The 24,439-nt window shown below is 55.6% G+C and carries 21 protein-coding genes; 9 read left to right on the forward strand and 12 right to left on the reverse strand.

Annotation, left to right across the window (positions count from 1 at the left end; translation table 11 throughout):
• Positions 1 to 3 precede the first annotated feature (3 nt).
• Together idnO and Q1L34_RS20935 are read right to left on the reverse strand one after the other, a co-directional pair.
• On the reverse strand, positions 4 to 768 hold the full coding sequence (idnO, locus tag Q1L34_RS20930; RefSeq protein ID WP_032716738.1) for a gluconate 5-dehydrogenase: 765 nt from the start codon (positions 766 to 768) through the stop codon (positions 4 to 6).
• Positions 769 to 947: 179 nt separating this feature from the next.
• Positions 948 to 2,147 (reverse strand): multidrug efflux MFS transporter, encoded by a 1,200-nt coding sequence (locus Q1L34_RS20935; protein ID WP_064359853.1) that lies wholly within the window; start codon positions 2,145 to 2,147, stop codon positions 948 to 950.
• A 303-nt stretch (positions 2,148 to 2,450) separates the two neighbouring features.
• Between Q1L34_RS20935 and ddlA the strand changes: the two genes are divergently transcribed.
• Positions 2,451 to 3,548, forward strand: a complete 1,098-nt coding sequence (ddlA, locus tag Q1L34_RS20940; protein ID WP_327204266.1) for a D-alanine--D-alanine ligase — start codon at positions 2,451 to 2,453, stop codon at positions 3,546 to 3,548.
• A gap of 101 nt (positions 3,549 to 3,649) precedes the next feature.
• Here ddlA and Q1L34_RS20945 read toward each other — a convergent pair whose 3' ends face one another.
• On the reverse strand, positions 3,650 to 3,856 hold the full coding sequence (locus Q1L34_RS20945; RefSeq protein ID WP_044347132.1) for a DUF2754 family protein: 207 nt from the start codon (positions 3,854 to 3,856) through the stop codon (positions 3,650 to 3,652).
• 254 nt (positions 3,857 to 4,110) lie between these two features.
• Between Q1L34_RS20945 and Q1L34_RS20950 the strand changes: the two genes are divergently transcribed.
• Entirely contained in the window at positions 4,111 to 4,413 is a 303-nt protein-coding gene (locus tag Q1L34_RS20950; protein WP_004858469.1) for a DUF2755 family protein, read from the forward strand.
• On the opposite strand, the gene Q1L34_RS20955 is transcribed toward Q1L34_RS20950, so the two are convergent.
• The 3 genes from Q1L34_RS20955 to Q1L34_RS20965 form a co-directional block, all read right to left on the reverse strand.
• Positions 4,410 to 5,537, reverse strand: a complete 1,128-nt coding sequence (locus tag Q1L34_RS20955) for a DUF1615 domain-containing protein (RefSeq protein ID WP_097357545.1) — start codon at positions 5,535 to 5,537, stop codon at positions 4,410 to 4,412. The two genes, Q1L34_RS20950 and Q1L34_RS20955, sit on opposite strands and share 4 nt — an antisense overlap.
• Positions 5,538 to 5,577: 40 nt before the next feature.
• A complete protein-coding gene (sbmA, locus tag Q1L34_RS20960) occupies positions 5,578 to 6,798 on the reverse strand; it encodes a peptide antibiotic transporter SbmA (RefSeq protein ID WP_004858462.1) in 1,221 nt (406 codons plus the stop codon).
• Positions 6,799 to 6,917: 119 nt separating this feature from the next.
• Positions 6,918 to 7,430 (reverse strand): isochorismatase family protein, encoded by a 513-nt coding sequence (locus Q1L34_RS20965; protein ID WP_463667031.1) that lies wholly within the window; start codon positions 7,428 to 7,430, stop codon positions 6,918 to 6,920.
• A 221-nt stretch (positions 7,431 to 7,651) separates the two neighbouring features.
• Between Q1L34_RS20965 and ampH the strand changes: the two genes are divergently transcribed.
• On the forward strand, positions 7,652 to 8,809 hold the full coding sequence (ampH, locus tag Q1L34_RS20970) for a D-alanyl-D-alanine-carboxypeptidase/endopeptidase AmpH (RefSeq protein ID WP_004858455.1): 1,158 nt from the start codon (positions 7,652 to 7,654) through the stop codon (positions 8,807 to 8,809).
• A gap of 17 nt (positions 8,810 to 8,826) precedes the next feature.
• Here the strand turns inward: ampH and iprA are convergent, their stop codons facing one another.
• Together iprA and ehaB are read right to left on the reverse strand one after the other, a co-directional pair.
• On the reverse strand, positions 8,827 to 9,450 hold the full coding sequence (gene iprA / locus Q1L34_RS20975; protein WP_327204267.1) for a hydrogen peroxide resistance inhibitor IprA: 624 nt from the start codon (positions 9,448 to 9,450) through the stop codon (positions 8,827 to 8,829).
• A 91-nt stretch (positions 9,451 to 9,541) separates the two neighbouring features.
• The gene (gene ehaB / locus Q1L34_RS20980; protein WP_327204268.1) at positions 9,542 to 12,469 is read right to left on the reverse strand and encodes an autotransporter adhesin EhaB; all 2,928 of its coding nucleotides are present in this window, start codon (positions 12,467 to 12,469) and stop codon (positions 9,542 to 9,544) included.
• A gap of 498 nt (positions 12,470 to 12,967) precedes the next feature.
• Here ehaB and hemB point away from each other — a divergent pair, with 498 nt between their 5' ends.
• Together hemB and olsF are read left to right on the forward strand one after the other, a co-directional pair.
• Entirely contained in the window at positions 12,968 to 13,942 is a 975-nt protein-coding gene (gene hemB, locus Q1L34_RS20985) for a porphobilinogen synthase (RefSeq protein ID WP_004858446.1), read from the forward strand.
• A 183-nt stretch (positions 13,943 to 14,125) separates the two neighbouring features.
• A complete protein-coding gene (olsF, locus tag Q1L34_RS20990; protein ID WP_327204269.1) occupies positions 14,126 to 15,844 on the forward strand; it encodes a bifunctional ornithine lipid synthase OlsF in 1,719 nt (572 codons plus the stop codon).
• A gap of 103 nt (positions 15,845 to 15,947) precedes the next feature.
• On the opposite strand, the gene tauD is transcribed toward olsF, so the two are convergent.
• Genes tauD through tauA form a run of 4 tightly spaced genes read right to left on the reverse strand, consistent with a single transcriptional unit; the run spans position 15,948 to position 19,361 of the window.
• Positions 15,948 to 16,799 carry a taurine dioxygenase gene (tauD, locus tag Q1L34_RS20995; RefSeq protein ID WP_048022718.1) on the reverse strand — a complete coding sequence of 284 codons (852 nt, stop codon included), beginning with the start codon at positions 16,797 to 16,799 and terminating at the stop codon, positions 15,948 to 15,950.
• The gene (gene tauC, locus Q1L34_RS21000) at positions 16,796 to 17,623 is read right to left on the reverse strand and encodes a taurine ABC transporter permease TauC (RefSeq protein WP_004858438.1); all 828 of its coding nucleotides are present in this window, start codon (positions 17,621 to 17,623) and stop codon (positions 16,796 to 16,798) included. The genes tauD and tauC overlap by 4 nt, the downstream gene beginning before the upstream one ends.
• Positions 17,620 to 18,387 carry a taurine ABC transporter ATP-binding subunit gene (gene tauB, locus Q1L34_RS21005; protein WP_004858436.1) on the reverse strand — a complete coding sequence of 256 codons (768 nt, stop codon included), beginning with the start codon at positions 18,385 to 18,387 and terminating at the stop codon, positions 17,620 to 17,622. The genes tauC and tauB overlap by 4 nt, the downstream gene beginning before the upstream one ends.
• 11 nt (positions 18,388 to 18,398) lie before the next feature.
• Entirely contained in the window at positions 18,399 to 19,361 is a 963-nt protein-coding gene (gene tauA / locus Q1L34_RS21010; protein WP_004858433.1) for a taurine ABC transporter substrate-binding protein, read from the reverse strand.
• Positions 19,362 to 19,836: 475 nt separating this feature from the next.
• Here tauA and Q1L34_RS21015 point away from each other — a divergent pair, with 475 nt between their 5' ends.
• The 4 genes from Q1L34_RS21015 to Q1L34_RS21030 all read left to right on the forward strand — a co-directional run bounded on the left by Q1L34_RS21015 (position 19,837) and on the right by Q1L34_RS21030 (position 24,424).
• Positions 19,837 to 20,466 carry a response regulator transcription factor gene (locus Q1L34_RS21015; protein WP_015585060.1) on the forward strand — a complete coding sequence of 210 codons (630 nt, stop codon included), beginning with the start codon at positions 19,837 to 19,839 and terminating at the stop codon, positions 20,464 to 20,466.
• The gene (locus Q1L34_RS21020) at positions 20,466 to 22,007 is read left to right on the forward strand and encodes an MASE1 domain-containing sensor histidine kinase (protein ID WP_015585061.1); all 1,542 of its coding nucleotides are present in this window, start codon (positions 20,466 to 20,468) and stop codon (positions 22,005 to 22,007) included. The genes Q1L34_RS21015 and Q1L34_RS21020 overlap by 1 nt, the downstream gene beginning before the upstream one ends.
• Positions 22,008 to 22,091: 84 nt before the next feature.
• Entirely contained in the window at positions 22,092 to 23,393 is a 1,302-nt protein-coding gene (gene uhpC / locus Q1L34_RS21025; RefSeq protein ID WP_152308874.1) for an MFS transporter family glucose-6-phosphate receptor UhpC, read from the forward strand.
• Positions 23,393 to 24,424: an ABC transporter substrate-binding protein gene (locus Q1L34_RS21030; RefSeq protein ID WP_103072968.1), complete on the forward strand. Its 1,032-nt coding sequence runs from the start codon at positions 23,393 to 23,395 to the stop codon at positions 24,422 to 24,424. Before uhpC ends, Q1L34_RS21030 begins: the two co-directional genes overlap by 1 nt.
• Positions 24,425 to 24,439 lie beyond the last annotated feature (15 nt).

Below are 24,439 nucleotides of genomic sequence, written 5' to 3' on the forward strand. Positions count from 1 at the left end.
GACTCAAACGGCGGCAAGCATCCCGCCATCAACAAACAACAGATGTCCATTCACAAAATTAGCCGCCGGGGAGGCCAGATAGACCGCGGCGCCAATTAATTCTTCCGGTTTTCCCCAGCGCGCAGCTGGGGTTCTTTGATACAGCCAGGCAGAAAAATCCCGATCGTTAACTAATGCTGCGGTCATTTCTGTGGCAAAATAACCCGGAGCAATACCATTAACCTGAATATTATATTCGGCCAGCTCCACACACATTCCACGCGTTAGCATTTTGACCGCCCCTTTCGATGCGGCATACGGTGTAATAGTCTTACGACCTAATTCACTCTGCATTGAACAAATATTAATTATTTTCCCTGAGCGGCGCATCATCATATATTTAGCCACCTGCTGAGAAACAAGGAAAACCCCTTTCTGGTTAACCTCAATCACCTGGTCCCATTCATCCTCAGGAAATTCGGTGAAGGGATAACGACGCTGGATCCCGGCGTTGTTAATCAAAATATCAATCGCCCCGATCTGCGCCTCAATCCGCGCAATGGCCTGTTCAACCTCGACGCTGCGGGTAACATCGAAAGCCACGCCCGTCGCACGATAGCCCTGCTCACGCAGCGCCTGCGCCGCGGCGTCTGCTTTCTGCTGCGTGCGGTCATTGATAATAATCTCGGCCCCATACTCCGCCAGACCTTCCGCCAGCAGATAGCCAATACCTCTGGCGGAGCCGGTGATCAGCGCGCGCTTGCCGGATAAATCGAATAAATTTCTCATAAAAACTCTTTTCCATGTACTGTTATGCGTAACTGTATACGCGTAACAGTTGTATTTTAAAGAGGGAAAAGAAGAGAAATGATCAATTTGTGATCAGTGCAACATTTACAGGAGACAGGCAGAAGATGGACATCTGAACGCGGCATTTACGCCCGGGCGTAAATGCCGCGAGAAAGGCGCTAGGCGGCGGTACGGCGACTGCGTTGCAGCATCACGGCCAGCTGCCAAAGGTTAACCAGCACGATAACTGCGGTTGCGATAAAGACCCAGCGAAAACCGGCCATTGCCGATACCGAAGCGCCAATCAGCGGCCCGACCACATTTCCCAGGTACATAAACGACTGGTTATAACCGAAAATACGCCCGGTCACCTTATCACTGCTGTATTTGAGCAGCAGAGTCTGCACCGCCGGCAACATTGCGCCATCGGCAAAGCCCAGCAGAAAACGCAAGACGCCCAGCTGCAGCGGGGTGGTGACGAACGACATGGCGAAAAACATCACCACCGCGCAGCACAAAGTGGCCAGCAGGATGCGCGAGGTTCCGATGCGATCGCCAAGTTTGCCTAAACGCGGCGCGGAGATCAGCGCGGAAACTCCGGGTACCGCGGCAATCATCCCGGCGAGAAAGGCGATATTGTTGCTGTCCGGCGCCATTGACTTGATAAACAACGCCAGTATGGGGCCGATAGAGCCATTGCACAGTTGAATGACCAGGGTTGTGAAAAACAAGCTAATCACCAGCCCAGGATAAGGTAGCGACGCCAGCACTTCCCTGCCGCTTAAGCGATCGGCCTTGCTGGTCTGCGGCCGGACGCCCTCTTTAATCAGAAATAGCGTGACAAGAAAACTGACCGTCAGCAGAATCGCGGTGATAAAAAAGACCGCCCGCAGCCCAACATGGTCGGCCAGGAAGCCGCCCAGTAGCGGCCCGCCGATAACGCCGCTGATTTGCGCCGTCGATAGCGTACTGAGCGCCCAGCCGCTGCGTTCCCGCGGTACCTGAGAGGCCACCAGCGCCATCGCGTTCGGAATATAGCCTGAGGTCAACCCCATTACCGCACGCAGGATAAACAGCTGCCAGACGTTGGTGGCGAAGGCCTGAAGCAGAATGGCAATCGCCATACCCAGCGAGGCGCGCAGCAGCATCAGCTTACGCCCTTTACGATCGGCCAGACTGCCCCACATGGGTGAGACAATAGCCGATACAAGGAAGGTGACGCTGAACGTCAGCCCCGACCACATCGATAACGCCTCGTGAGACGTCACGCCGAGCTGAGAAACATAAAGCGGCAAAAAAGGCAGAATTTGACTGATCGCCAGGCCGGTGAAAAAGCAACCAAACCAGACGGAGATGAGATTGACCTTCCAGGATTCCATAACTACACGTATTCATTAATTTTTTGCGAATTATTACCTAGCTTAGCAATTTCCACTCATCGACGTATTACCAGAGATGCGCTGAGCCTGAGTTTAGTGTTTTATCGCTCGAATAAATTTTTTGTCGAACATTATCAGGACCAACCGCCGCCCCTTCAGCGCGTTCTGCTGACCTGCAGGGTGCGCTGGACGGCAATCGAACAGCTTTTAGCCTGCCGCTTTCCAGGAGCAACATTCTGGCAGCCATGCGCGCATTGCACATGCTATGTTATGTGCTTTGTTGTCATCAGGATGGAAGTTGAAATGGCTAAGATGAGGGTTGGGATCGTTTTTGGCGGTAAGTCGGCAGAACATGAAGTGTCGCTGCAATCGGCGAAAAATATCGTTGAAGCAATTGATAAAACACGCTTTGATGTCGTTCTGCTCGGCATTGATAAACAGGGACTCTGGCATATCAACGATGCCGGTAACTATCTGTTAAACCCGCAGGATCCTGCCCGTATCGCCCTGCGTCCTTCCGACGTCACCCTGGCGCAAATTCCTGGCCGTGACGCGCAACAGCTGATCAACGCCGACAGCGGCCAACCGCTGGCCGCCATCGATGTGATTTTCCCGATTGTTCACGGTACCCTCGGGGAAGACGGATCGCTGCAGGGCATGCTGCGCATGACTAACCTGCCCTTCGTCGGTTCCGACGTCCTCGGGTCCGCCGCCTGTATGGACAAAGACGTCACCAAGCGCCTGCTGCGTGATGCCGGACTGGCGATTGCCCCGTTCATCACCCTGACCCGCGCCAATCGCCAGCAGTTCAGCTTTACGCAGGTGCAAGACAAACTCGGCCTGCCGCTGTTCGTCAAACCGGCCAACCAGGGTTCTTCGGTAGGCGTCAGCAAAGTCAACAGCGAAGAGCAGTACCAGCAGGCGGTCGCGTTGGCCTTTGAATTCGACCATAAAGTGGTGGTGGAACAAGGAATTAAAGGACGGGAAATTGAGTGTGCGGTGCTGGGGAACGATCATCCTCAGGCCAGTACCTGCGGCGAAATCGTCCTCAACAGCGAGTTCTACGCCTACGATACCAAGTACATCGACGATCAGGGGGCGAAAGTGGTAGTTCCTGCGGCCATTGCCAGCGATATCAACGATAAAATTCGCGATATTGCCATTCAGGCCTACCAGACGCTGGGCTGCAGCGGCATGGCCCGCGTTGATGTTTTCCTGACGGAAGAGAACGAAGTTATCATCAACGAAATCAATACGCTGCCAGGTTTTACCAACATCAGTATGTATCCGAAGCTGTGGCAGGCCAGCGGCCTGGACTACACCAGCCTGATCAGCCGCCTGATTGAACTGGCGCTGGAGCGCCATGCGGCAGACCGCGCGCTGAAGACATCCATGAACTGATTGTCTTTTCCCGGGTGACGGCGCGTGGCGCCTTACCCGGGCTATCTGAGACGCAGCGCCGCAATCCCGGCCACCTTCCCGCTACGGAGAACGCGTCCGGCCTAGGCTTCTTCCACCCCGGTCTGGCGGCGGATAATCTTTCCTGCGATCCAGAAGCTAATCACCCAGGTCACCAGCCCGACGGCATAGGATTGCCAGCCTTGCGTTTCAAAGCCCAGCAGCCCCACCACGCCGTTCAGAATAAAAATTAATCCCAGCGCAAACGCGTAGTAATGCCAGTCACGGCGAATTTTTTCAGTGAGTTTCATGGCCCCTCCGACAACAAAAAAAGCATCTTCGCACAGCCGGAATCCGCGGTCTGTAGCCCCGGGGAGAATTATCACACATTGGGATATCGCTCTAAGTTCCGCAAAATGATCCGCCCACCCGCTCCCGGGTAGAAAACAGGAATATTCCTGGTCGTAAATTACCAGCAATCTGATACTGAGAACCCCTTCCCGCTGCCAGAATAATCGCTATGCCGCGATGCACACCAGCAGGTCAGTCAAGTTCGGAGGGTAAGATGGCTGAGTTCGCCTTTTCAAAATCACTTATTGCCGCTAAAAAAAGAAGTGCCATCACCCGCAGCAATATTGCCTATGCCCTGTTTGTGCTGTTCTGTTTCTGGGCCGGCGCGCAGATGTTAAGTATGCTGGTACATGCCCCCGGCGTTTTCGAGCACCTGATGCAAATCCAGGACAACAGCTCGCCCCGAATTAAGATTGGGCTGGCGGTGGGGACCCTGTTTGGTCTGATCCCCTTCCTGTTCGGCGGTCTGTTGATCGGCGTACTGGGGCTTATCCTGCGCTGGAGCGATAATCGCTAGCGACGCGCCATACAGCTGGCCCGCCTCTCATCAACGCGTTTCGCAAACCAGGCCGTGGTCAGATTGCGCGTAATTTTAGGGCTCTCAAGCTGAATCCCCGGCAGTATCTCCCGCGGCAGCGCTTTGCCTGCTTTCTTATCCGCCAGACGGAAAACCTGTTGGTACAGTTCGGTTTTTTCAAACGCCAGGCTGTCGCCTTTTTTCAACTGCCGGTGGATGTCATCATCGCTCATCGCCAGCTGCCCGGCTAAACGGCGTACCGCCAGCTCCGTCGTCCCTGCATCATCGCTATCATAACGAATTAAATCACCGTCCAGCGCCAGCTTCACGCCGCTCGCTTTACTGACGGCATTCTGAAACGCAGCATTGCGGCTGGCGTACCAGCCCGCGTTAAAATCTGCAAAACGGTACAGCGGCACGCTGTAGTTCGCCGGATAGTTGAGCAGGTGCCGGGTACCAAACCACAGGCCGCCGCGCAGGCTGAACACTTCCTGGCGCACGGTGCCGTTGATTTTCCACGGGTAGCCATCGGTATGCTGTTCGGCAAACGCAATGCTCACCTGCATTGGTCCGCCGGTATGCACCGGGTTAAGTGAACCGAATAACTTCTGCCCCATAGGCACCATGCCGATAAAATCGTCAAACACGGCGCTAAGCTGCTTTTCCGTTTTCACGTTATCCAGCCGCTCGCTGTAGCTTTTGCCGTTGGGTGACGGAATTTTCAGCGCCGTGTGCACAAGGAAAACCGGGATATGCATCTTCTCGGCCCGGCGGTCTATCTCTTGCCAGGCGATTTTGCTCAGCCCCGGCACCACCGGATCGGATTGATAGTTGGACTCCTGCTGCGCGACGGCCAGCACCGAACAGACGTTCTCTTCCGTCGGTGCCAGCTTCTGACTTTCGAAGGTTTTGGCAATCGCCTGCGCCCATTCATCCCTGTCCTTCACGCTGGCGGGCATTTTTTGCCGCACCACCGCGGCAACGTCAACGGGCTTTTCGCCCTCTTTCAGTACCGGCGCCGTGTTGCTGGTACAGGCGCTCAGAACAACCCCAGCCAACAGCGTCAGGACGCAGGAAACTCGACGTGGTACCGCGGCTGCCCTGCACTTTCCTTGTCTTTGCATCATCCTTCAATCTGCCTCTGCTATGGGTGGGGATCGGTAATCAGTTTAGCGTCTGGGTAACAGGCTGCAGCTCTTTACCATCCAGTTCGCGTTCAAAACTACGCAGACGTTTGTAGATGGACATCAGTTCCACCAGCGTCGTCCACGAGCTAATCAGGTACTGGAACGAGCCGCGTACCTGGCCGAACACGTTGGTAATCTGCGTCATCAGGCCCAACGTAATCGTACCGGCAACGATCGACGGAAACAGCAGGAACAAACCGAAAACGTTATCCACCTGCAGATAAAGAATGCGGGCGATGTTGAAATACATGTAGTGGAAATAGAGGCGGAAATAGTTGCGACGAACGGCGCTAAACAGCTCGCGCACTGTCGGCGGCGTGGCGCGGGATTCATCATCTTCGCCATACACCAGCTCTTTACGATACGCCGCTTCCACGCGCTGGTTTTTAAATTCCAGCCCCGGCAGTTTGATCCCCACGACCGCCAGCAGGCCGGTCCCCATCAGTGACCACACCACCGCTGCAATCACCAGGCCATACGGCAGGTGACCTACAATCGGCAGATCCGGCACGTGTTCAGACAGCGTGACCAGCACCGGCAGGAAGGCAATCAGCGTCATCACGGCGTTGATAAAGCTCACGCCCATATCCTCAAGGGTAGAGGCAAAGCGCATGGTATCTTCCTGCACACGCTGAGCGGCACCTTCGATGTGGCGCAGGTGATGCCAGTGGGCCATATAGTGTTCGTTCATCGCCGTACGCCAGCGGAAAACGTAGTGGCTGACGAAAAAGTTGTTCATCACGCCAATTATCACCGCGATCACCGCAATGCCGAGGAACACGCCAATTTCCTGATAGAACTGGTTAATACTGACTTTATGCGGCGTGGCCAGCGCGGTCTGGATCAGATCGTAGAACGGCGCATACCAGGCGTTGATCGCGACCCCAACTTCCACCAGAAACCAGGTTACAAAGATGATCAAAGAGGTGCCGAGAATCGACCAGTATTGCCAGCGGTGTGGGCTGTAGGTAAACCAAAACAGCGCAAAAATGCCCACGCAGAAAACGTAGTAGGCATAAAATACCAGATAGTTCAGCGACCAGAATCGCGCAGCGCTGATGGCAACATTTTGTGATGCCCCGGTCAAACGCAGCAGCCAGTCGCCACCGCCCGCCTGCCAAAAGATCACTGCAAGCAGCGACCAGACAAAGGCAGAAAGAAAAAACGGCCCCGGTTTGGGGAAAAAAGATTTAAACATCATCTACTCCTGCTAACTTCTTTATCGTTCTGGCTATGCTGTGTACCACGAAAACGCCCGCCGCATCACTGTAGCAGCCTGGGGAGGGCGGTCGGATGATGAGACCAAATATCAGCAGCTTAGTTCGTCTGCCATTCGGCCAGAATTGTTTCTACGGATTTCACGCGTACGGGATTGCCGGGTACGGTTAGCGTACGCCAGACGTCGTTGTAGTGGTCAATCAGCGTTACGGCCTGCGCAGCCGGACGGTTCGCCGTGGTGTGCGCATCCTCAGCCACGGTGATGGCATAGCCGCGGCTGGCGCCGTTTTTGATGGTGGTATCGACACAGTAATCGGTCGCGCAGCCGCAAATCACGAACTGGTGGATTTGATGCTCGCTCAGTACCTGCTCAAGACGCGTTTTATAGAACGCATCGCAGGCGGTTTTGGTGACATAGAGGGCGTCTGCGGGGGGTTCCAGATCCGCCAGCAGCGCAAAGCCTGCACTCCCCTCTTCCAGACCGCCGTCCTCGGCATGCTGAATAAAAATCACGCGATCCGCGGCGCGAATCAGACGGTTAATATGCGCGACGCAGCGTTCGCGCTCAATACGCGGCGTCGCAAAGACGCCATTTTGCATATCTACTACCATCACCACTCGTTGAGCCGCCATGTTTCTCTCTCGTCACCCGATACATCAAACGCTCATCATACGCGCCCACCGGAGAAAGCGGATATCCGAAAGCATAAAAAAGTCCTTTTTACGCACGGTTACGTTTTTCTGCTAAATATTGTCGTTATTCCACTTCGTTCAGCCGCGCTTCGTAGTATAAATATGCCCTATATCTCTTCTTATCATTATGGATACCCCAGTTGAAACGTAGTCTGCTTATTTTTGCTGCGCTGTGTGCGGCGTCATGGACATCGGTCCAGGCAGCTCAACCGATCGTTGACCCGGAATTTGCCGCCAATGTGGTCGATCGTTACGCCAACCATATCTATTACGGTAGCGGTGCCACCGGCATGGCGCTGGTTGTTATTGATGGCAACCAGCGCGTGTTTCGTAGCTTTGGCGAAACGCGTCCGGGCAACAATGAGCATCCGCAGCTGGATTCGGTTATCCGCATTGCTTCGCTGAGTAAACTGATGACCAGCGAGATGCTGGTAAAAATGCTCGATCAGGGCGTCGTCAAGCTCAACGACCCGCTCAGTAAATACGCGCCGCCGGGTGCCCGGGTACCGACGTATCAGGGCACGCCGATTACGTTGGTCAACCTGGCGACCCACACCAGCGCGCTGCCGCGCGAACAGCCCGGTGGTGCGGCGCATCGTCCGGTCTTCGTCTGGCCAACGCGCCAGGATCGCTGGTCGTGGCTGTCGACAGCATCGCTGAAAGCGGCCCCGGGATCGCAGGCCGCTTACTCTAACCTCGCGTTCGATCTGCTGGCAGACGCCCTTTCTACGGCAGCGGGAAAACCCTATCCGCAGCTATTTGAAGAGCAAATCACCCGGCCGCTGGGTATGAAAGACACCACCTTTACCCCTTCACCGGATCAGTGCCGCCGCCTGATGGTCGCCGAGAAAGGCGCCAGCCCGTGCAACAATACGCTGGCGGCAATCGGCAGCGGCGGCGTCTACTCGACGCCGGGCGATATGATGCGCTGGATGCAGCAGTTCCTTTCCTCCGATTTCTATACCCGCGGGCAGCAGGCTGACCGTATGCAGACGTTGATTTATCAACGTAGCCAGCTAACACGGGTTATCGGTATGGATGTGCCGGGCAAAGCGGACGCTCTGGGTCTTGGCTGGGTCTATATGAAACCGAAAGATGGCCATCCGGGGATTATTCAAAAAACCGGCGGCGGCGGTGGATTCATTACCTATATGGCCATGAACCCGCAGGCAAATATCGGTGCCTTTGTGGTGGTCACCCGCTCATCGCTGACCCGCTTTAGCAATATGAGCAACGGTATTAACGATCTGGTCAGCGAACTCAGCGGCGGACAGCCGGCGCCGATCCCGGAGTCCTGATTTTTTTCGCGACCGTATTAATAGTCAGAAGGCAAATGGTTGATGCTTACCAGTTTGCCTTTATTCATCTCGATATATCCGCCCTTTCGCAGGGCGGCAAGAACTTCGGCAACCACAGAACGTGAAATACGCGTTTTTTGATGAATATAATTCATCACTCCAATACGAAAACGCAATTGTTCATCCCAGTCAATCATCGACAGTAGCGTCGCCCGAATTTGTTCATAAGAGTTATGACCAATCAATTGTAAATCGCGTTGTTCCATAATACGACTATGCCATACCAACCAGCAGAATGCGTTACGCCACAAATTATTCTGTTCAACTATTTTAAGCGCTTGTGAAGAAGAAAGATGGTAACCCTTACATTTTCCCTCAGTTACTAATTGATATCGTGACTCATTTTTCATCATGCCATCAGCCAACCCTATAATAAAAGGGGCCTGGGCAATACCAATGAGTATATTTTCATTTCTACGCAGAGAAATTACACCTTCCAGAATGACAATCGTTTCGCCGCAATGTATATCATTAACAAATACAGGCTTTTTTTCACGACAAAACTCGAAGTGAGTGCCATATTTGGACAAGTACTGATCTAGCTGACCAAATGCAGCAAGCGGTTTACTCAGCGATAACATTGATACGTTCCTGACAATAATGCCCGTCAAATCCTTGACGGGCATAGCCTTTGATTAAATATCTACAATGTTTTTTTCACTGCAAATCATCTTACCAGGTGTATTTAACGCCTACGTTAGCGGCCCAGTCTTGATCAACATCGCCGCCGCCGAGGTAATTCACACCCGTGTAGGCGCTGAAATTACGGGTAAAGCTAAACTGCGTACCCAGCCCAGCACGTACCGCAGAACCTTCGGTACCGTTGTTGATAGAATCACCGTTGACTCTGGTGTGGTTATCCGCGTCGTCATAAACGTAGGCCAGCTTGAAGTAAGGTGTCAGCGCCTGGTCATCGCTGTAAGCGAAGGTATAACCGACATCAATACCCAGTTCGTAACGCAGGCTATCGTAAGACTGGTCGCCAACTTTCATGCCATTGCTCAGGCGATAGTCGTCACCAGACTGGAACAGACCCGATATGCTGCCGTACGGCGTCACATACCCGGCATCACCCAGTTTCGCATCGTACCCCAGCTTCAGACCGAAGCCCCAGGCATCAGAAGAGGTGCTACCATCAACATACTGACCGTTGCTCATACTGGCAGACAGGTCATTGTTGAAATGAGAGTAGTTCAGAGAACCATCAATAAAGACGTTGTTTGCAAAGCGAGCAGAAGTGTAGAGGTAAGCCGTCTGGCTGTCCTGCTCGACCTTACCGGTACGATCGTTGAGCTCGCCTTTCGCAAAGCCTGCGGCCGCCCCGACGATCCACTGGGCATAGTTACCATCAATTTTGCTATCCAGACCGACCATGACGCCGTTAACGTTCTGATCGTAGCCGATGGTGCTGTTGTCGCCGTTGAAGCTACCACCGAAGTAGCTTCCCCAGGCCCCACCGTTATCGGCCAGACCATGACGCGATTGGGTCAGACGAGTCGCCACGGTATCCTGCTGCAGGTTCCAGATATTGCTGTTGGCAGACGGGATGCTCAGCGCCATATTCGCATAGTCGGTCAGCCTGCTCTGCTCCAGAACAACGGTGTTGCCTTCCTGCTTAGCCTGGTAGGTGTAAGCACCGAGATCGGCTTTGTTAGCCGCAGAAAAGGCAGCCGTGCTGTGCTTATCGTTAACATAAACCAGCTCTTTGCCTTTGTAAGCAGCAACTGACCCCTTACCATCCGCATTATCAATACGAACTTTGTAGTTGCCGGACGTAGCCGCCACGGCGTCGCCTGCGTTATCCACTTCGGACTGGTCGAAAGAGGTGTCGGCGTCACCATTGCCATTCACCGTCAGATGACCATCAGAGTTCATCGCGATTGTGCCGTAACCGTAATTAGACTTCGTGGTGTCATGAGTACGATCGTTCGCAAGATCGGCGTTTAGCACAAAGTTATTGCTGTGAACATTCAACACACCAGAATGCACATTGCCGTGTGAATCGGTCACGCTGGTCAGATTCAGCCTGTCAGCCTGCAGCGCATACGTCGTACTGTTGCCCACATCCAACATACCATTGTTAGTGATATTGATGGTGTTGGCATACAGTGCGGCATCATCCACGCCCCAGCCAGCGGAGACATCATCGGCAATCGTTACGTTACTGTTATCAATAGTCAGCGCGTGGGTCGCCACATGACCATCTTCATTGATATTCAGAGCAGAACCGCCGGTCAGGGAGATAGTGTCAGAAACCAGGGTGGAATCCGCGACGCTCACGACTGAACCACTGTTGATGCTCAAGGTATCAATCAGAGAGGTTTTGCTTGTATCCCAGCGCGAGCCGCCGTTCAGCGTCACATTGAACAGACCGCTCTGGTAGACTTCGTTGCCGATAACATGACCGTTTTCATCATAGGCCGTGTCGCCGTTATTGATACCATAAGTCGACCAAGGCCAGAGGCTATTTGCGGCAATATCAAGCAGCGTAGCCGTTGCTTCAGTGCCCACGGCAAAGTCGTCGTAAACGCCATCGCCATCAGAATCCACCTGATGCATGGACATCGCTGCTCCAACCCACTTACTGCCGTTATTCAACGTGACATCCATACGGTCGGTACCATCCCAGCCATTAGTGTCTACCGCGGAATTGGTATCACGATAGCTGTCTGCGCCATTCGGGAAGAAATTGTTGTCAAAATTGCTGGAAAACAGGATATCGCCCATGAGGGTAGAATTAGTGAGGTTAACGGTCGTCTGCATCGCGTTATCCGCATTCGGATTCGCGATAGCGGAGATCGCAACATCATCACTATTAACGCCAGTACCGGTATAATCGCTGGCATTATTGTTGCTGCCGAACCAACCGGAGGTGCCTTCATCTGACCATGACCCTGACGTCACGGTAGAGTCCGTAACATTGATTGTGTTATGAAACACTTCGCTGCTGTCGACGCCAGTGCTGACAGTATTATCGTCAATATCTCTCCACTCATAACCCTGAGTCAGGGCGATACCCGCGACATGGGAGTTATTTTTGATAACCAGATCCACCTCTTGATCCAGCGTAATCGCCGTCCCGAGATCGTAAATGTCAACAATATGGCTATCTACGGTGCCATCAGCATGCGTACCGTTATAGGTATAATGTTCATAGTTATCATCAATGGTTGAGCTATCAACGGTCAGAGCCAGACGGTCATAAACATAACCTGTAGCATCGCGATCTACACAATCGGTAGTCATGCACTCAGAGGTGATCATCCCATGAATTGTGCTGTTTTTAATGGTCAGACTATTACTGTTGGCGTTGGTCGAAATCCCATCATCAAGATAGTAAGTAGAGATCACGCCATTGACGACAGCTTTATTAATTACCGGATAAATATCACCGTTATAAATACTATCAGTCGCGTAATTATTCCAACCGACATAACCATTATAGTAAACATCGTCAGCATAGGCTGAGTCATTATAATGATTAAATGTTGTGTAGGTGGTTCCAGAAATATCAGTAGAAGCACTTGCCTGAGAGGTGACTGCCAAAGTGCAGGCTAATGCTAATTGTGAAACTACAAATTTCTTTTTCCAAGGGTGCATTTGTCATCCCTCCTCGGGGACGTAATATCGTTGATCCATCAATTATTAATGCATAGAAGAATATTATTATGCTTCGCGACAACGATTATGCGGTATCACCCGAGAAAGGTTCAATTATTTTTCATCCAAAGTCCGAAACCGGACAATGATTTTATAACTCAAGCCGGAAGTTTAAAAACAAAGTAAACAATTTCATCTAATTACCTAAAGAAAACACACACCATACAGCAAATAAATATTTATACCTGAAAACAAAAAACCAATGAATAAATAAAAAATCAGATTAAATCCATTTCAGGAGCCAATAAAACCATCAATATTTAACATGTACAAAAATAAAAATATTATCTGCAAATATGTTTAACTCATCACACCGATGAGATTTACACTCTCATTATCGCCATTCCCTGCATGGGCCGTTTTGAGCCACTTTCGTAAAACACCCGTACACAAACTCAGGTATACTGTGCTCTTTCATTTCACAAAATCAGGCAAACCATGACAGATTTAATCACTCGCCCCCGCCGTTTGCGTCAATCCGCTGCGCTGCGCGCCATGTTTGAAGAGACAACACTGAGTTTGAATGACCTGGTGTTGCCGATCTTTGTTGAAGAAGAAATCGACGATTACAAAGCCATCGAAGCCATGCCTGGCGTGATGCGTATTCCGGAAAAATACCTGGCGCGGGAAATCGAGCGTATCGCCAACGCCGGTATCCGCTCGGTGATGACCTTCGGTATTTCGCACCATACCGACGCGACCGGCAGCGATGCCTGGAATGAGAACGGCCTGGTGGCGCGTATGTCACGCATCAGTAAGGACGCAGTACCGGAGATGATTGTTATGTCCGATACCTGCTTCTGTGAATACACTTCACACGGCCACTGCGGCGTATTGTGCGACCACGGCGTCGACAACGACGCTACCCTGGTGAACCTTGGCAAACAGGCGGTGGTTGCCGCTGCGGCAGGCGCCGATTTTATCGCGCCCTCCGCGGCAATGGATGGTCAGGTGCAGGCGATTCGCCAGGCGCTGGACGCCGCCGGTTTTACCCGTACGGCCATCATGTCCTACTCCACCAAGTTTGCCTCTTCATTCTATGGCCCGTTCCGCGAAGCGGCCGGTACCGCGCTGAAAGGCGATCGTAAAACCTACCAGATGAGCCCGATGAACCGCCGTGAAGCTATTCGCGAATCCCTGCTGGATGAAGCCCAGGGCGCAGATTGCCTGATGGTCAAACCGGCCGGCGCCTATCTTGATATTCTGCGCGATATCCGCGAACGCAGCGATCTGCCCCTCGGCGCCTATCAGGTGAGCGGCGAATACGCGATGATCAAATTTGCCGCTCAGGCCGGCGCTATCGACGAAGAAAAAGTGGTGCTGGAAAGCCTCGGTGCCATTAAGCGCGCCGGTGCCGATCTGATCTTCAGCTACTTCGCCCTCGATCTGGCTGAAAAGAAAATCCTGCGTTAATTTCCCGTCATTCCCCCGGTAGCCCTACGCTTACCGGGGCTACGGCCTGCTCCGGTAGCCCCGTTCAGGCGCCAGCCGCAACCCGGGGGAATGAACTCGCGTCAGTCCCAAATCTTCACTCAACTGTAATCTGAGCGACATCTGCACCTTCTACTGTCTGGGCAGGACGGAGGAGGAAGCGCTATGTTTAGTCTCGACAATGTACTCGACGACCTGTGGCCTCAGGCGAGGCCTGCCCCCTGGCAAAAAAAACTACTCAGAAAATTACTCCATGAAGAAGAGTTTCAACAATTTGCCGCTCGCCATCGCCACCTGAAAGGGCTTGATACGGTCGAACAGGTGCTCGAACATCTCAATATCCGCTGCGCCATCCCGGCACACGATCTGGAACAAATCCCTGAACACGGTCCGCTGGTGATCGTCGCTAACCACCCCACCGGCACGCTTGACGGCCTGGCGTTACTCTATGCCGTTTCCCGCGTGCGCCGCGATGTCAAAGTCGTGACTAACCGCCTGTTAACCCATCTTGAACCGCTGAGCTCGCTGTTTATTCCCGTTGACAATATCAACGGCCGTACCGCCAAAACTGCGCTGCAACAGATGGATAACCAGCTGCAGAACGGCGGCGTGCTGATCTTTTTCCCTGCGGGAGAAGTCTCACGCCCGACGCGCCGGGGGATCCGCGATAAAAAATGGCACTCTGGCTTTATCAAACTGGCGACCAGGTACCGCGCCCCGCTGCTGCCGGTATGGATCCGGGCGCACAACAGCGCGCTGTTTTACGCCAGCACTCTGCTCTCCGACAATCTGCCGCTGCTGCTACTGATGCAGCAAATGTTCCGCCGGCGTAACAGCAGCCTGCCGATCGCTATCGGTCAACAGATTGCCTGGTCCTCGTGGTACAGCGCGCAAACGCCTCCGCGCGAACTGGCGGATCGCTTCTATCGCCACGTTGAGCGGCTGGGCAAAGGGATGCCGGGGGTATTTAAAACAGAAAGCGCCATTGCCCGTCCCGAGGATCGCGCCCTGCTTAAGCGCGAGCTCAGCCAGGCGGAGTGCCTCGGGCGCACGGCAGATGGCAAAATCATCTATCTGTGGCAGCGCGACGGTAAGGAAGATGCGCCGCTGCTGCGCGAGCTGGGCCGCCTGCGCGAGATTGCCTTTCGCGCGGTGGGCGAAGGCAGCGGCAAACGCCGCGACGTTGACAGCTATGATGACGATTACCTGCACCTGATTCTGTGGGACGAAGAGGACCTGGAAATCGTCGGCGCCTATCGCTTTATGCCTACCGCCATGCAGCTGGAAAAACGCGGCCTGGAAGGGATCTATAGCTACAGCCTGTTTCACTACGACGCGCGGATGGAGGATATCCTCACCCACGGGATTGAACTGGGTCGGAGCTTTATTCAGCCGCGCTACTGGGGGCGTCGCGGGCTGGATTATCTGTGGTGCGGCATCGGGGCCTGGCTGGCGCGCTACCCGCACTATCGCTATCTGTTCGGCCCGGTCTCCATTTCCGGCGGCCTGCCGCCCGCGGCTCGCGATCTGCTGGTGGCATTCTACCGTCTGTGGTTCCCGGCGACGCATCCGCTGGCGGAATCCCGTCGCCCTTATCCTGCCTCCCTACCGGATGTGCTGACGCAGTTTGGCGGGGAAGATTACAACGACGACCTGGCGCGGTTGAAATCCCTGCTCGGCAACCTCGGCTGCGCGATCCCGCCGCTGTATAAGCAGTATTCGGAAGTCTGCGAGCCTGGCGGCGTGCAGTTTATCGATTTCGGCAGCGACCCGGATTTCAACAACTGCGTGGATGGTCTGGTGCTGGTAGATTTGACCTATCTGAAGGCCAACCGCTATCAGCGCTATATTGGGGTGCATTTAGACGGGCAAAAATCGGCATAAAGACCTCTTCCCGGAGGCGCGCTATCAGCACTAAATCGGCGCGCATTTATCGCGCGTTATCTCCCGGCCTGCGGCGCGTTGCGCCCCAGCCGGGTGACAGAAATTACCCCGCCCGGTAATAGGGCTTATCCCCGAGAATCGTCGCCCGGTGCATAATGCGCCGCTGCGGCAGGTAATCGGCGTTGGCGTAGTGCTGGGTGACGCGGTTATCCCAAATCGCCACGTCGTTCGGCTGCCAGCGCCAGCGTACCTGAAACTCCGGCTTTGTGACGTGGGCGAACAGGAAGCCGAGCAGCGCCTCGCTCTCTCTTTCCGTCACGTCGACAATGCGGGTGGTGAACCCCTCATTGACAAACAGCGCCTGTTTGCCGGTCACCGGGTGGGTGCGCACCACCGGGTGCAGCAGCGGCGGGTTTTTCGCAACCGCCTCCAGCCAGCGCCGATGCTCCTCTTCGGTTTTGCGGTATTTATACTCCTGGAACGATTTACGAAAATCATGCTCCGCCCGCAGGCCGCTTAGCAGCTGGCGCACAGGCTCAGAGAGCGCCTCATACGCCGCAACGCCGCTGGTCCACAGAGTATCGCCGCCGGTTGAAGGCAGCTCTTTTGCCGCCAGGATCGCCCCGGCGGGCGGCGTCGCAATAAAGGTGACATCGGTGTGCCAGTTATCGTTATCCGGCGGATTATCGTCGTGGGTATCGAGAACGATAATCTCATCAACGCCCGGCGCATGGGGATAAACCGGATGAATATGCAGGTCGCCAAAGCGCAGGGCGAGATCCCGCTGCTGCTCGGGCGTAATGTTCTGCTCGCGAAGGAACACGACCTGATGGCGCAATACCGCGTGATACAGCTGCTCAAACTGGTTGTCGCTCAGCGGGCGGGTAATGTCGACGCCGGAAACCTGCGCGCCAATATATGGCCCCAGCGGGGTAATGCTTAAACGTTCGCTCATTGTACTTCTCCATGCCAGGGCGTCAGGCGACGCTGCAACGCGCGCAGCCCCAGTTCCAGTAAAAAGGCGATGATCGCAATCACCGCGATCCCGGCCAGCACCACATCGGTGGCGAGAAACTCACCGGCGGACTGCACCATAAAACCTAATCCGCGGGTGGCGGCAATCAGTTCGGCGGCCACCAGCGTTGACCAGCCCACCCCGAGCCCGATACGCAGGCCGGTGAGAATTTCCGGTAATGCGCCGGGCAAAATCACCAGCCACAGCACCTGCGCCCGGCTGGCGCCTAAAGATTGCGCGGCGCGAATCCGTACCTGCTGGGCGCTTTTCACCCCCGCCAACGTCGACATCACCACTGGCGCAAAAATCGCGAGATAAATCAGTAATATTTTTGGCGTTTCGCCAATGCCGAACCAAATGATCACCAGCGGCAGCCAGGCCAGCGGCGGCACCGGTCGATACAGTTCGATCAGCGGATCGAGAATCCCGCGGATCGTCGGGCTCAGGCCCATGGCGATCCCGACCGGCACGCCAAGGATCGTCGCCGCAACCAGGGCGACCGCGATCCGTGTCAGGCTCGCCGCCAGATGTTGCCAGAGCGTGGCATCCATAAAGCCCTGCGGGCCGGCAATGACGATCAGTTTCTGTAATACCTGCTGCGGCGGCGGAAGAAACAGCGGGCTAATCAGCTGCAGGGCGGTCACGCCCCACCAGATCGCCAGCAGCACCGCCAGCGTGGCGAAACTCAGCGTCAGCTGGCGGGAGAGCGGCCAGCGCCACTTCAGCGTCCGCGGCTGGGGTTTGTCATTAATCACCACGCTCATGAGAAGGCCTCCCGTTGTTCAAATACCCGGCTCAGGACATATTCACGCTGTGCGATAAACTGCGGGTCAGATTTAATGCTGCGGCAGGATTCGCCGGCGATAAAGCGGCGACCAAAATTCAGCGGCAGCCGCTCCAGCACCCGGCCCGGCCCCGGCGACAGCAGCACCAGTTCGGTGGCCATAAATACAGCCTCTTCAATATCATGCGTAATCAGCAGTACCTGTTTGCCGGTCTCGTGCCACAGGCTAAGCAGCAGGGTTTGCATCTGCTCGCGGGTGAAGGCATCCAGCGCGCCAAACGGCTCATCCAGCAACAGCAGCTGCGGGTTTGCCGCCAGCGCTCTGGCAATGCCGACCCGCTGGCGCTGGCCGCCGGAGAGCTGCCAGATAAAGCGCTTTTCCGCTCCTTCGAGGCCCACTTTCTTCAGCATCCGCACCGCGGTTTCCCGGCGAGCAGCTTTGTCCACGCCCGCCAGCTGGAGTCCCAGCGCGACGTTATCCTGTACGTTGCGCCAGGGCAGCAACCCTTCATGCTGAAACACCACGCCGCGCTCGGCGCCCGGCCCTTCTACCCGCTGGCCTTCGAGGGTGATGCTGCCGTGCTGATAAGGCACGAATCCGGCAATCAGGTTCAGCAGCGTGGTTTTACCGCAGCCGGAGGGTCCGAGGACCACCAGCAATTCGCCGCTGTCCAGCGTCAGGTTGATATCCGCCAGCGCCGGTTTACCGCCGTAGTCGGCGGAAAGATGCGAGATTTGCAGCATCGTGGCCTCCTTTACTTCACAAAACGGTCGGTGACGTACTGGCTGTAGTCGGTGCCGGCCGTCGGGACTTTGCCCTGCTCTTTGAGGAACTTCGCGGTGTCGACGATCGCTTGATTCACCGGACCATTCAGCTCCTGGGCCTGCTGCGCGGCGGTGAGATAGGTATTGCCTTTTACCAGCCCCGGCACATCGGCATCCGGCACGCCGCTCAGGCGCGACAGCTTGCTGATATTATCCGGCTGCTTCAGCCACGCATCCGGATTGGCAATGTACGGTTGCTGGGCATCGATCGCGCTTTTCGCAAAAGCTTTCACAATCTCAGGGTGTTTCTCGGCAAAATCTTTGCGTACCACCCAGACATCCAGCGTCGGCGCGCCCCACTCTCCCACCTGGGATGAATCGGTCAGCACTTTGCCCTCTTTTTCCAGTTCGTTCACCGCCGGGGCCCAGACATAGGCGCCGTCAATGTCTCCGCGCTGCCAGGCGGCAATAATCGCCGGCGGCTGCAGGTTGATAATCTGCACCTGGCCCGGCTTAATGCCCCAGTGTTTGAGCGCCGACAGCAGGCTGTAATGGGTTGTGGAGATAAACGGTACCGCAATGCGTTTACCGATCAGGTCTTGCGGTTTGCTGATGCTCTTTTTCACCACCAGCGCTTCAGAGTTTCCGAGCTTTGACGCCAGCAGGAACACTTCAATCGGCACCTGTTGCGTGGCGGCGACCGCCAGCGGGCTGGAACCGAGGTTGCCGATTTGCACATCGCCGGATGCCAGCGCCCGCACGATGCTCGAGCCACTATCGAATTTGCGCCAGTCAACGGTTGCGCCGCTCGCTTTGGCAAAGGTGTTATCCGCCTGGGCGACTTTCGCCGGCTCAGCGGAAGTCTGATACGCGACGGTGACGTTGACCGCCTGCGCCTGGAATGCGGCCAGTGCCAGTGCGGCAATGAGTGTAATACGCGATGATAGTGCCATAGTGTCTGCTTCCCATAGTTGTTATGGGTGCAGTATTTCCGCCGCGATGCATTTGATGAAGTAATTAAAAATTCTTGCTAAGAACAAAGTGTTTTTAGAAAAAAAGCGGCAATGCTTATACACAAAACCATTCAAGATGCGTCGAGGCGGCAAGGGAACGACAAATCCGTCGGGAACGAATTTGTACAGCCGCAGGCTGCCCCCGAAGAGAAGCTGGGATGCCTCTCATACAATCCCTGGAGCATAGATAACGATGTGACCGGGGTTTCTGACAAATCTGCGGGAGCGGATTTGAACGCTGCTCGCAGCGGCCTCGTAAGGGGCGGGCCGAGTAATCTACAGCCCACAAAGCGGCAGCTTGAAGGATGACGTGTATTAAGATTTCGTTACATTCGTTACATATCCGCACCCCGGAGATTGCCAGCGCAGCGGCGGCAGGCATCATACAACCATGATTCGCTATGAGAGTATGAATATGATTCGTGTTGTGCTGGTCGATGACCATGTGGTGGTGCGCTCCGGTTTTGCGCAGCTACTCAGTCTCGAAGAGGATCTCGACATCGTTGGCCAGTTCAGCAGCGCGGCGGAAGCCTGGCCGGCGTTATTACGCGACGACGTCAACGTGGCGGTCATGGATATCGCCATGCCGGATGAAAACGGTCTGAGTCTGCTCAAGCGCCTGCGCGCGCAAAAACCGCAGTTTCGCGCCATTATTCTCAGCATTTATGACACCCCGACTTTTGTACAGAGCGCACTCGATGCGGGCGCCAGCGGCTATCTGACCAAGCGTTGCGGCCCGGAAGAGTTAGTGCAGGCGGTCCGTTCTGTCGGCATGGGCGGACACTACCTGTGCGCCGATGCGCTGCGGGCGCTGCGCGGCGGTGAACAACCGGCGAGGGTGCTGGAGGGACTCACCCCGCGTGAACGTGAAGTGTTTGATTTACTGGTCAAAGGCGATAGCGTAAAAGAAATTGCCTTCAAGCTCGATCTCAGCCACAAAACGGTGCATGTCCATCGCGCCAACGTTCTGGGCAAATTGCACTGCCAAAGCACCATCGAACTGGTGCACTTCGCGCTCGACCACCAGCTGCTGGCAGGGCATTAATGTCGCGCAGCCTTCGCCACGGGGTCATTTCGCTGTTCATTGTGCTGGCCTGGGGAACCGGCTGGCTGATGCTGTGGACGCTCGGGTTTTATCTGACCCATAACGGCCAGCAGGCGGCGCTGTTCCTGCCGCACGGCGTCTATCTGGCGCTGCTGATCCTGCTTTCGCGCCGCTACTGGCCCGCGCTAGTGATCCCCCCTCTGCTGATGCTGCTCTGGCTGCGCAGCGAACAGCTGCTGAACGGTTATATTCTGCTGGCCGCGCCGTTGATTAGCCTGCTCCCTGCCGCTCTCGCTCAACAGTTCTGGCATCGTTTTCCTCTCTACTGGCAGCGGCTGACGCTGCTGCTGGCCACGGTGACCGCCAGCGCATTACTCAACACCGCCCTGCTCTCGTCGTTTGTCAAAAGCCCGGCGATGATGCTCGGTCTGGCCTCGTTTACCGGCGGCGTGCTGCTGACGCCGTTTGTCTATCTGATTTTTGAATTCCTGCGCCAGCAACACCGCTACCACCTGCTGGGGCTGGATACCAACAACCCGCCGTTGCGCACTTCGTTAATCATCTGGTGCAGTCTGTTCTTTATCATCGGCATCGGCACCCAGATGGTGCTGTCGCCGGAAATCGAGCGCCTGCTGTTAATTGTGGTGTTTTTGCCAAACGTGGTGATGGCGTGGAAGTTCGGCTGGCAGGGCGGCGTCCTCTCTGGCCTGCTGGGCAGCATGATGATCACTATCGCCCGCCAGGTTGGCGTCGGATTCAGTAATCTGGTGGAGCTGGAAATTTTTCTGGCGACTCAGGCGCTGCTCGGCATCGGGCTGGGCATTGCCATCAGCCGTCAGCAGCATCTGGCGCAAAACCTGCACCACTACCGCCAGCGGCTGGAAACGGAGCTGGCGGCGCGACGGGCGCTGACCGAAAAGCTGATCCACACCGAAGAGGACACCCGCAAAAGCCTGGCGCGCGAACTGCATGACGAAATAGGCCAGAACATCACCGCCATTCAGATCCAGTCGCAGCTGGTAAAACGGGCGCGCGATCCGGCGCAGAGCCAGGCCGCCGCCAGCCAGATTAACGAGCTCGCCCGGCGTATTCACCACTCCACCCGCCAGCTGCTGCGCCAGCTGCGTCCCCCGGCGCTCGACGAACTGTCGTTTAAAGAGGCGCTGCACCATCTGCTCAATGAGTTTGCCTTTGCCGAGCGCGGTATCCGCTGCCATTTTGACTACCAGCTTACCGCCACCCCGGAGAGCGAAACGGTGCGTTTCACCCTCTATCGGTTGCTGCAGGAGTTGCTCAATAACGTCTGTAAACACGCCGACGCCAGCGAGGTCGCCATTGCCCTGTTTCAGCAGGGGACGCGGCTGCGCCTCGAAGTGAAGGATAACGGCGTCGGTATCAGCCCAGACAAAATTGCCGGATTCGGTATCCAGGGTATGCGCGAGCGGGTCAGCGCCCTGGGCGGCGAGCTGACGCTGGAATCGCAGCGCGGGACGCGGGTAATTGTTAACCTGCCCACAAATTTGCAACAAACAGCCTGCTAACCAGGAAAAAGTCTTAGCCACTGCGGACTTTCTCTCATCCCCTTTCGAATTCACTTTCTTATAGTCAGCAAAACGGAGACGGCTATGCACGCACGCTCAGCAACCGACATCAATCAACATTACCGGACGCTGCGTCCACAGCTGCTGATGTACATGGTGATCGGCTATGCCGCGTTTTACCTGACGCGTAAAAGCGTCAACTACGTACTGCCGGCGCTGCAAACGGATCTGGGGCTGGATAAAGGCGATATCGGCCTGATGGGGTCGCTGTTTTATCTGGCCTACGGCGTGTCGAAGTTTACCGCCGGGCTGTGGCACGACAGCCACGGGCAGCGCTGGTTTATGGGCGTTGGCCTGTTCGCTACCGGCCTGCTGAACGTGGTGTTCGCCTTTGGCGAGTCGCTGACGCTGCTGCTGGCGGTCTGGTCGCTGAACGGATTTTTCCAGGGCTGGGGATGGCCCCCCTGCGCCCGCCTGCTGACCCACTGGTATTCGCGCAACGAACGCGGTTTCTGGTGGGGGTGCTGGAATATGTCGATCAATATCGGTGGGGCGATTATCCCCCTGATTAGCGCCTTTGCCGCCCACTGGTGGGGCTGGCAGGCGGCGATGCTGACACCGGGGATTATCAGCATGGCATTGGGGATCGGGTTAACGCTGCAGCTGAAAGGGACGCCTCAGGAAGAGGGACTGCCGTCAGTGGGCGCCTGGCGCCAGGATCCGCTGGAACTGCGGCAGGAGCAGCAAAGCCCGCCGATGGGGCTATGGCAGATGTTGCGGACCACGATGCTGAAGAACTCCATGATCTGGCTGCTGGGCGTCTCTTACGTGCTGGTCTACCTGATCCGCATTGCGCTCAACGACTGGGGCAACATCTGGCTGACGGAGAGCCACGGCGTCAATTTGCTCAGCGCCAATGCCACGGTCATGTTGTTTGAAGCGGGCGGGCTGCTTGGCGCACTGTTCGCCGGTTGGGGCTCGGATCTGCTGTTCAGCGGCCAGCGGGCGCCGATGATTTTGCTTTTCACGCTGGGGCTGATGGTCTCCGTCGCCGCCCTCTGGCTGGCCCCGGTGCATCACTACGCGCTGCTGGCGGTCTGTTTCTTTACGGTGGGCTTTTTCGTCTTTGGCCCGCAAATGTTGATTGGCCTCGCGGCGGTGGAGTGCGGACACAAAGCGGCGGCGGGTTCGATTACGGGTTTTCTCGGCCTGTTCGCCTATCTGGGGGCAGCGCTGGCGGGCTGGCCTCTGTCGCTGGTCATTGAACGCTACGGCTGGCCGGGCATGTTCAGTTTGCTCTCGGTCGCCGCGGTACTGATGGGTTTATTGCTGATGCCGCTGCTGATGGCGAGCATTACTACCTCTGCTGCTCAAAGGATAAAATAATGAAAAAAACGCTGGTCCCTACCCTGATTGCTTCCGGCATTGCGCTGGCGACGCTAAGCGGCGCGGCGCACGCCAAAGGTCGACTGGTGGTCTACTGCAGCGCCACCAACGAAATGTGTGAAGCCGAAACTAAAGCCTTCGGCGACAAATATGATGTGAAAACCTCGTTTATCCGCAACGGTTCCGGTAGCACGCTGGCGAAGGTCGATGCCGAGAAGAAAAACCCGCAGGCCGATGTCTGGTACGGCGGCACCCTCGATCCGCAGTCCCAGGCCGGTGAAATGGGTCTGCTGCAACCCTATCAGTCGCCGAATCTTACGCAGGTGATGGAGCAGTTCCGCGATCCGGCGAAGCTGAAAGGCAACTACTCTTCGGCGGTGTACGTCGGCATCCTCGGCTTCGGCGTGAATACCCAGCGCCTGAAAGAGAAAAATCTGCCGGTGCCAAAATGCTGGAAGGATCTGACCAAAGCGGAATACAAAGGCGAAATCCAGATCGCCGACCCGCAAAGCTCCGGCACCGCCTATACCGCGCTGGCGACCTTCGCCCAGCTGTGGGGAGAAGATCAGGCCTTTGATTACCTGAAACAGCTCAACGCCAACGTCTCTCAGTACACCAAATCCGGTATCGCCCCGGCGCGTAACGCCGCCCGTGGTGAAACGGCCATCGGCATCGGCTTCCTGCACGACTACTCGCTGGAAAAAGAACAGGGCGCACCGCTGGAGCTGATCTCTCCCTGCGAAGGCACCGGCTATGAAATTGGCGGCGTCAGTATTCTGAAGGGCGCGCGCAACCTCGACAACGCCAGGCTGTTTGTCGACTGGGTATTGTCGAAAGATGCCCAGGAGCTGGCGTGGAAAAAAGGCAAGTCTTATCAGATCCTGACCAACACCACCGCCGAAACCTCGCCGAACTCGCTGAAGCTCGACGACCTGAAGCTTATCAACTACGACATGGATAAATACGGCTCAACCGACGTGCGTAAAGCGCTGATCAATAAATGGGTCAGCGAAGTGAAGATGGGTAAATAAGCCCACTCTTGCGGT

Source organism: Klebsiella ornithinolytica, assembly GCF_030505655.1.
Lineage (GTDB): Bacteria > Pseudomonadota > Gammaproteobacteria > Enterobacterales > Enterobacteriaceae > Klebsiella > Klebsiella ornithinolytica.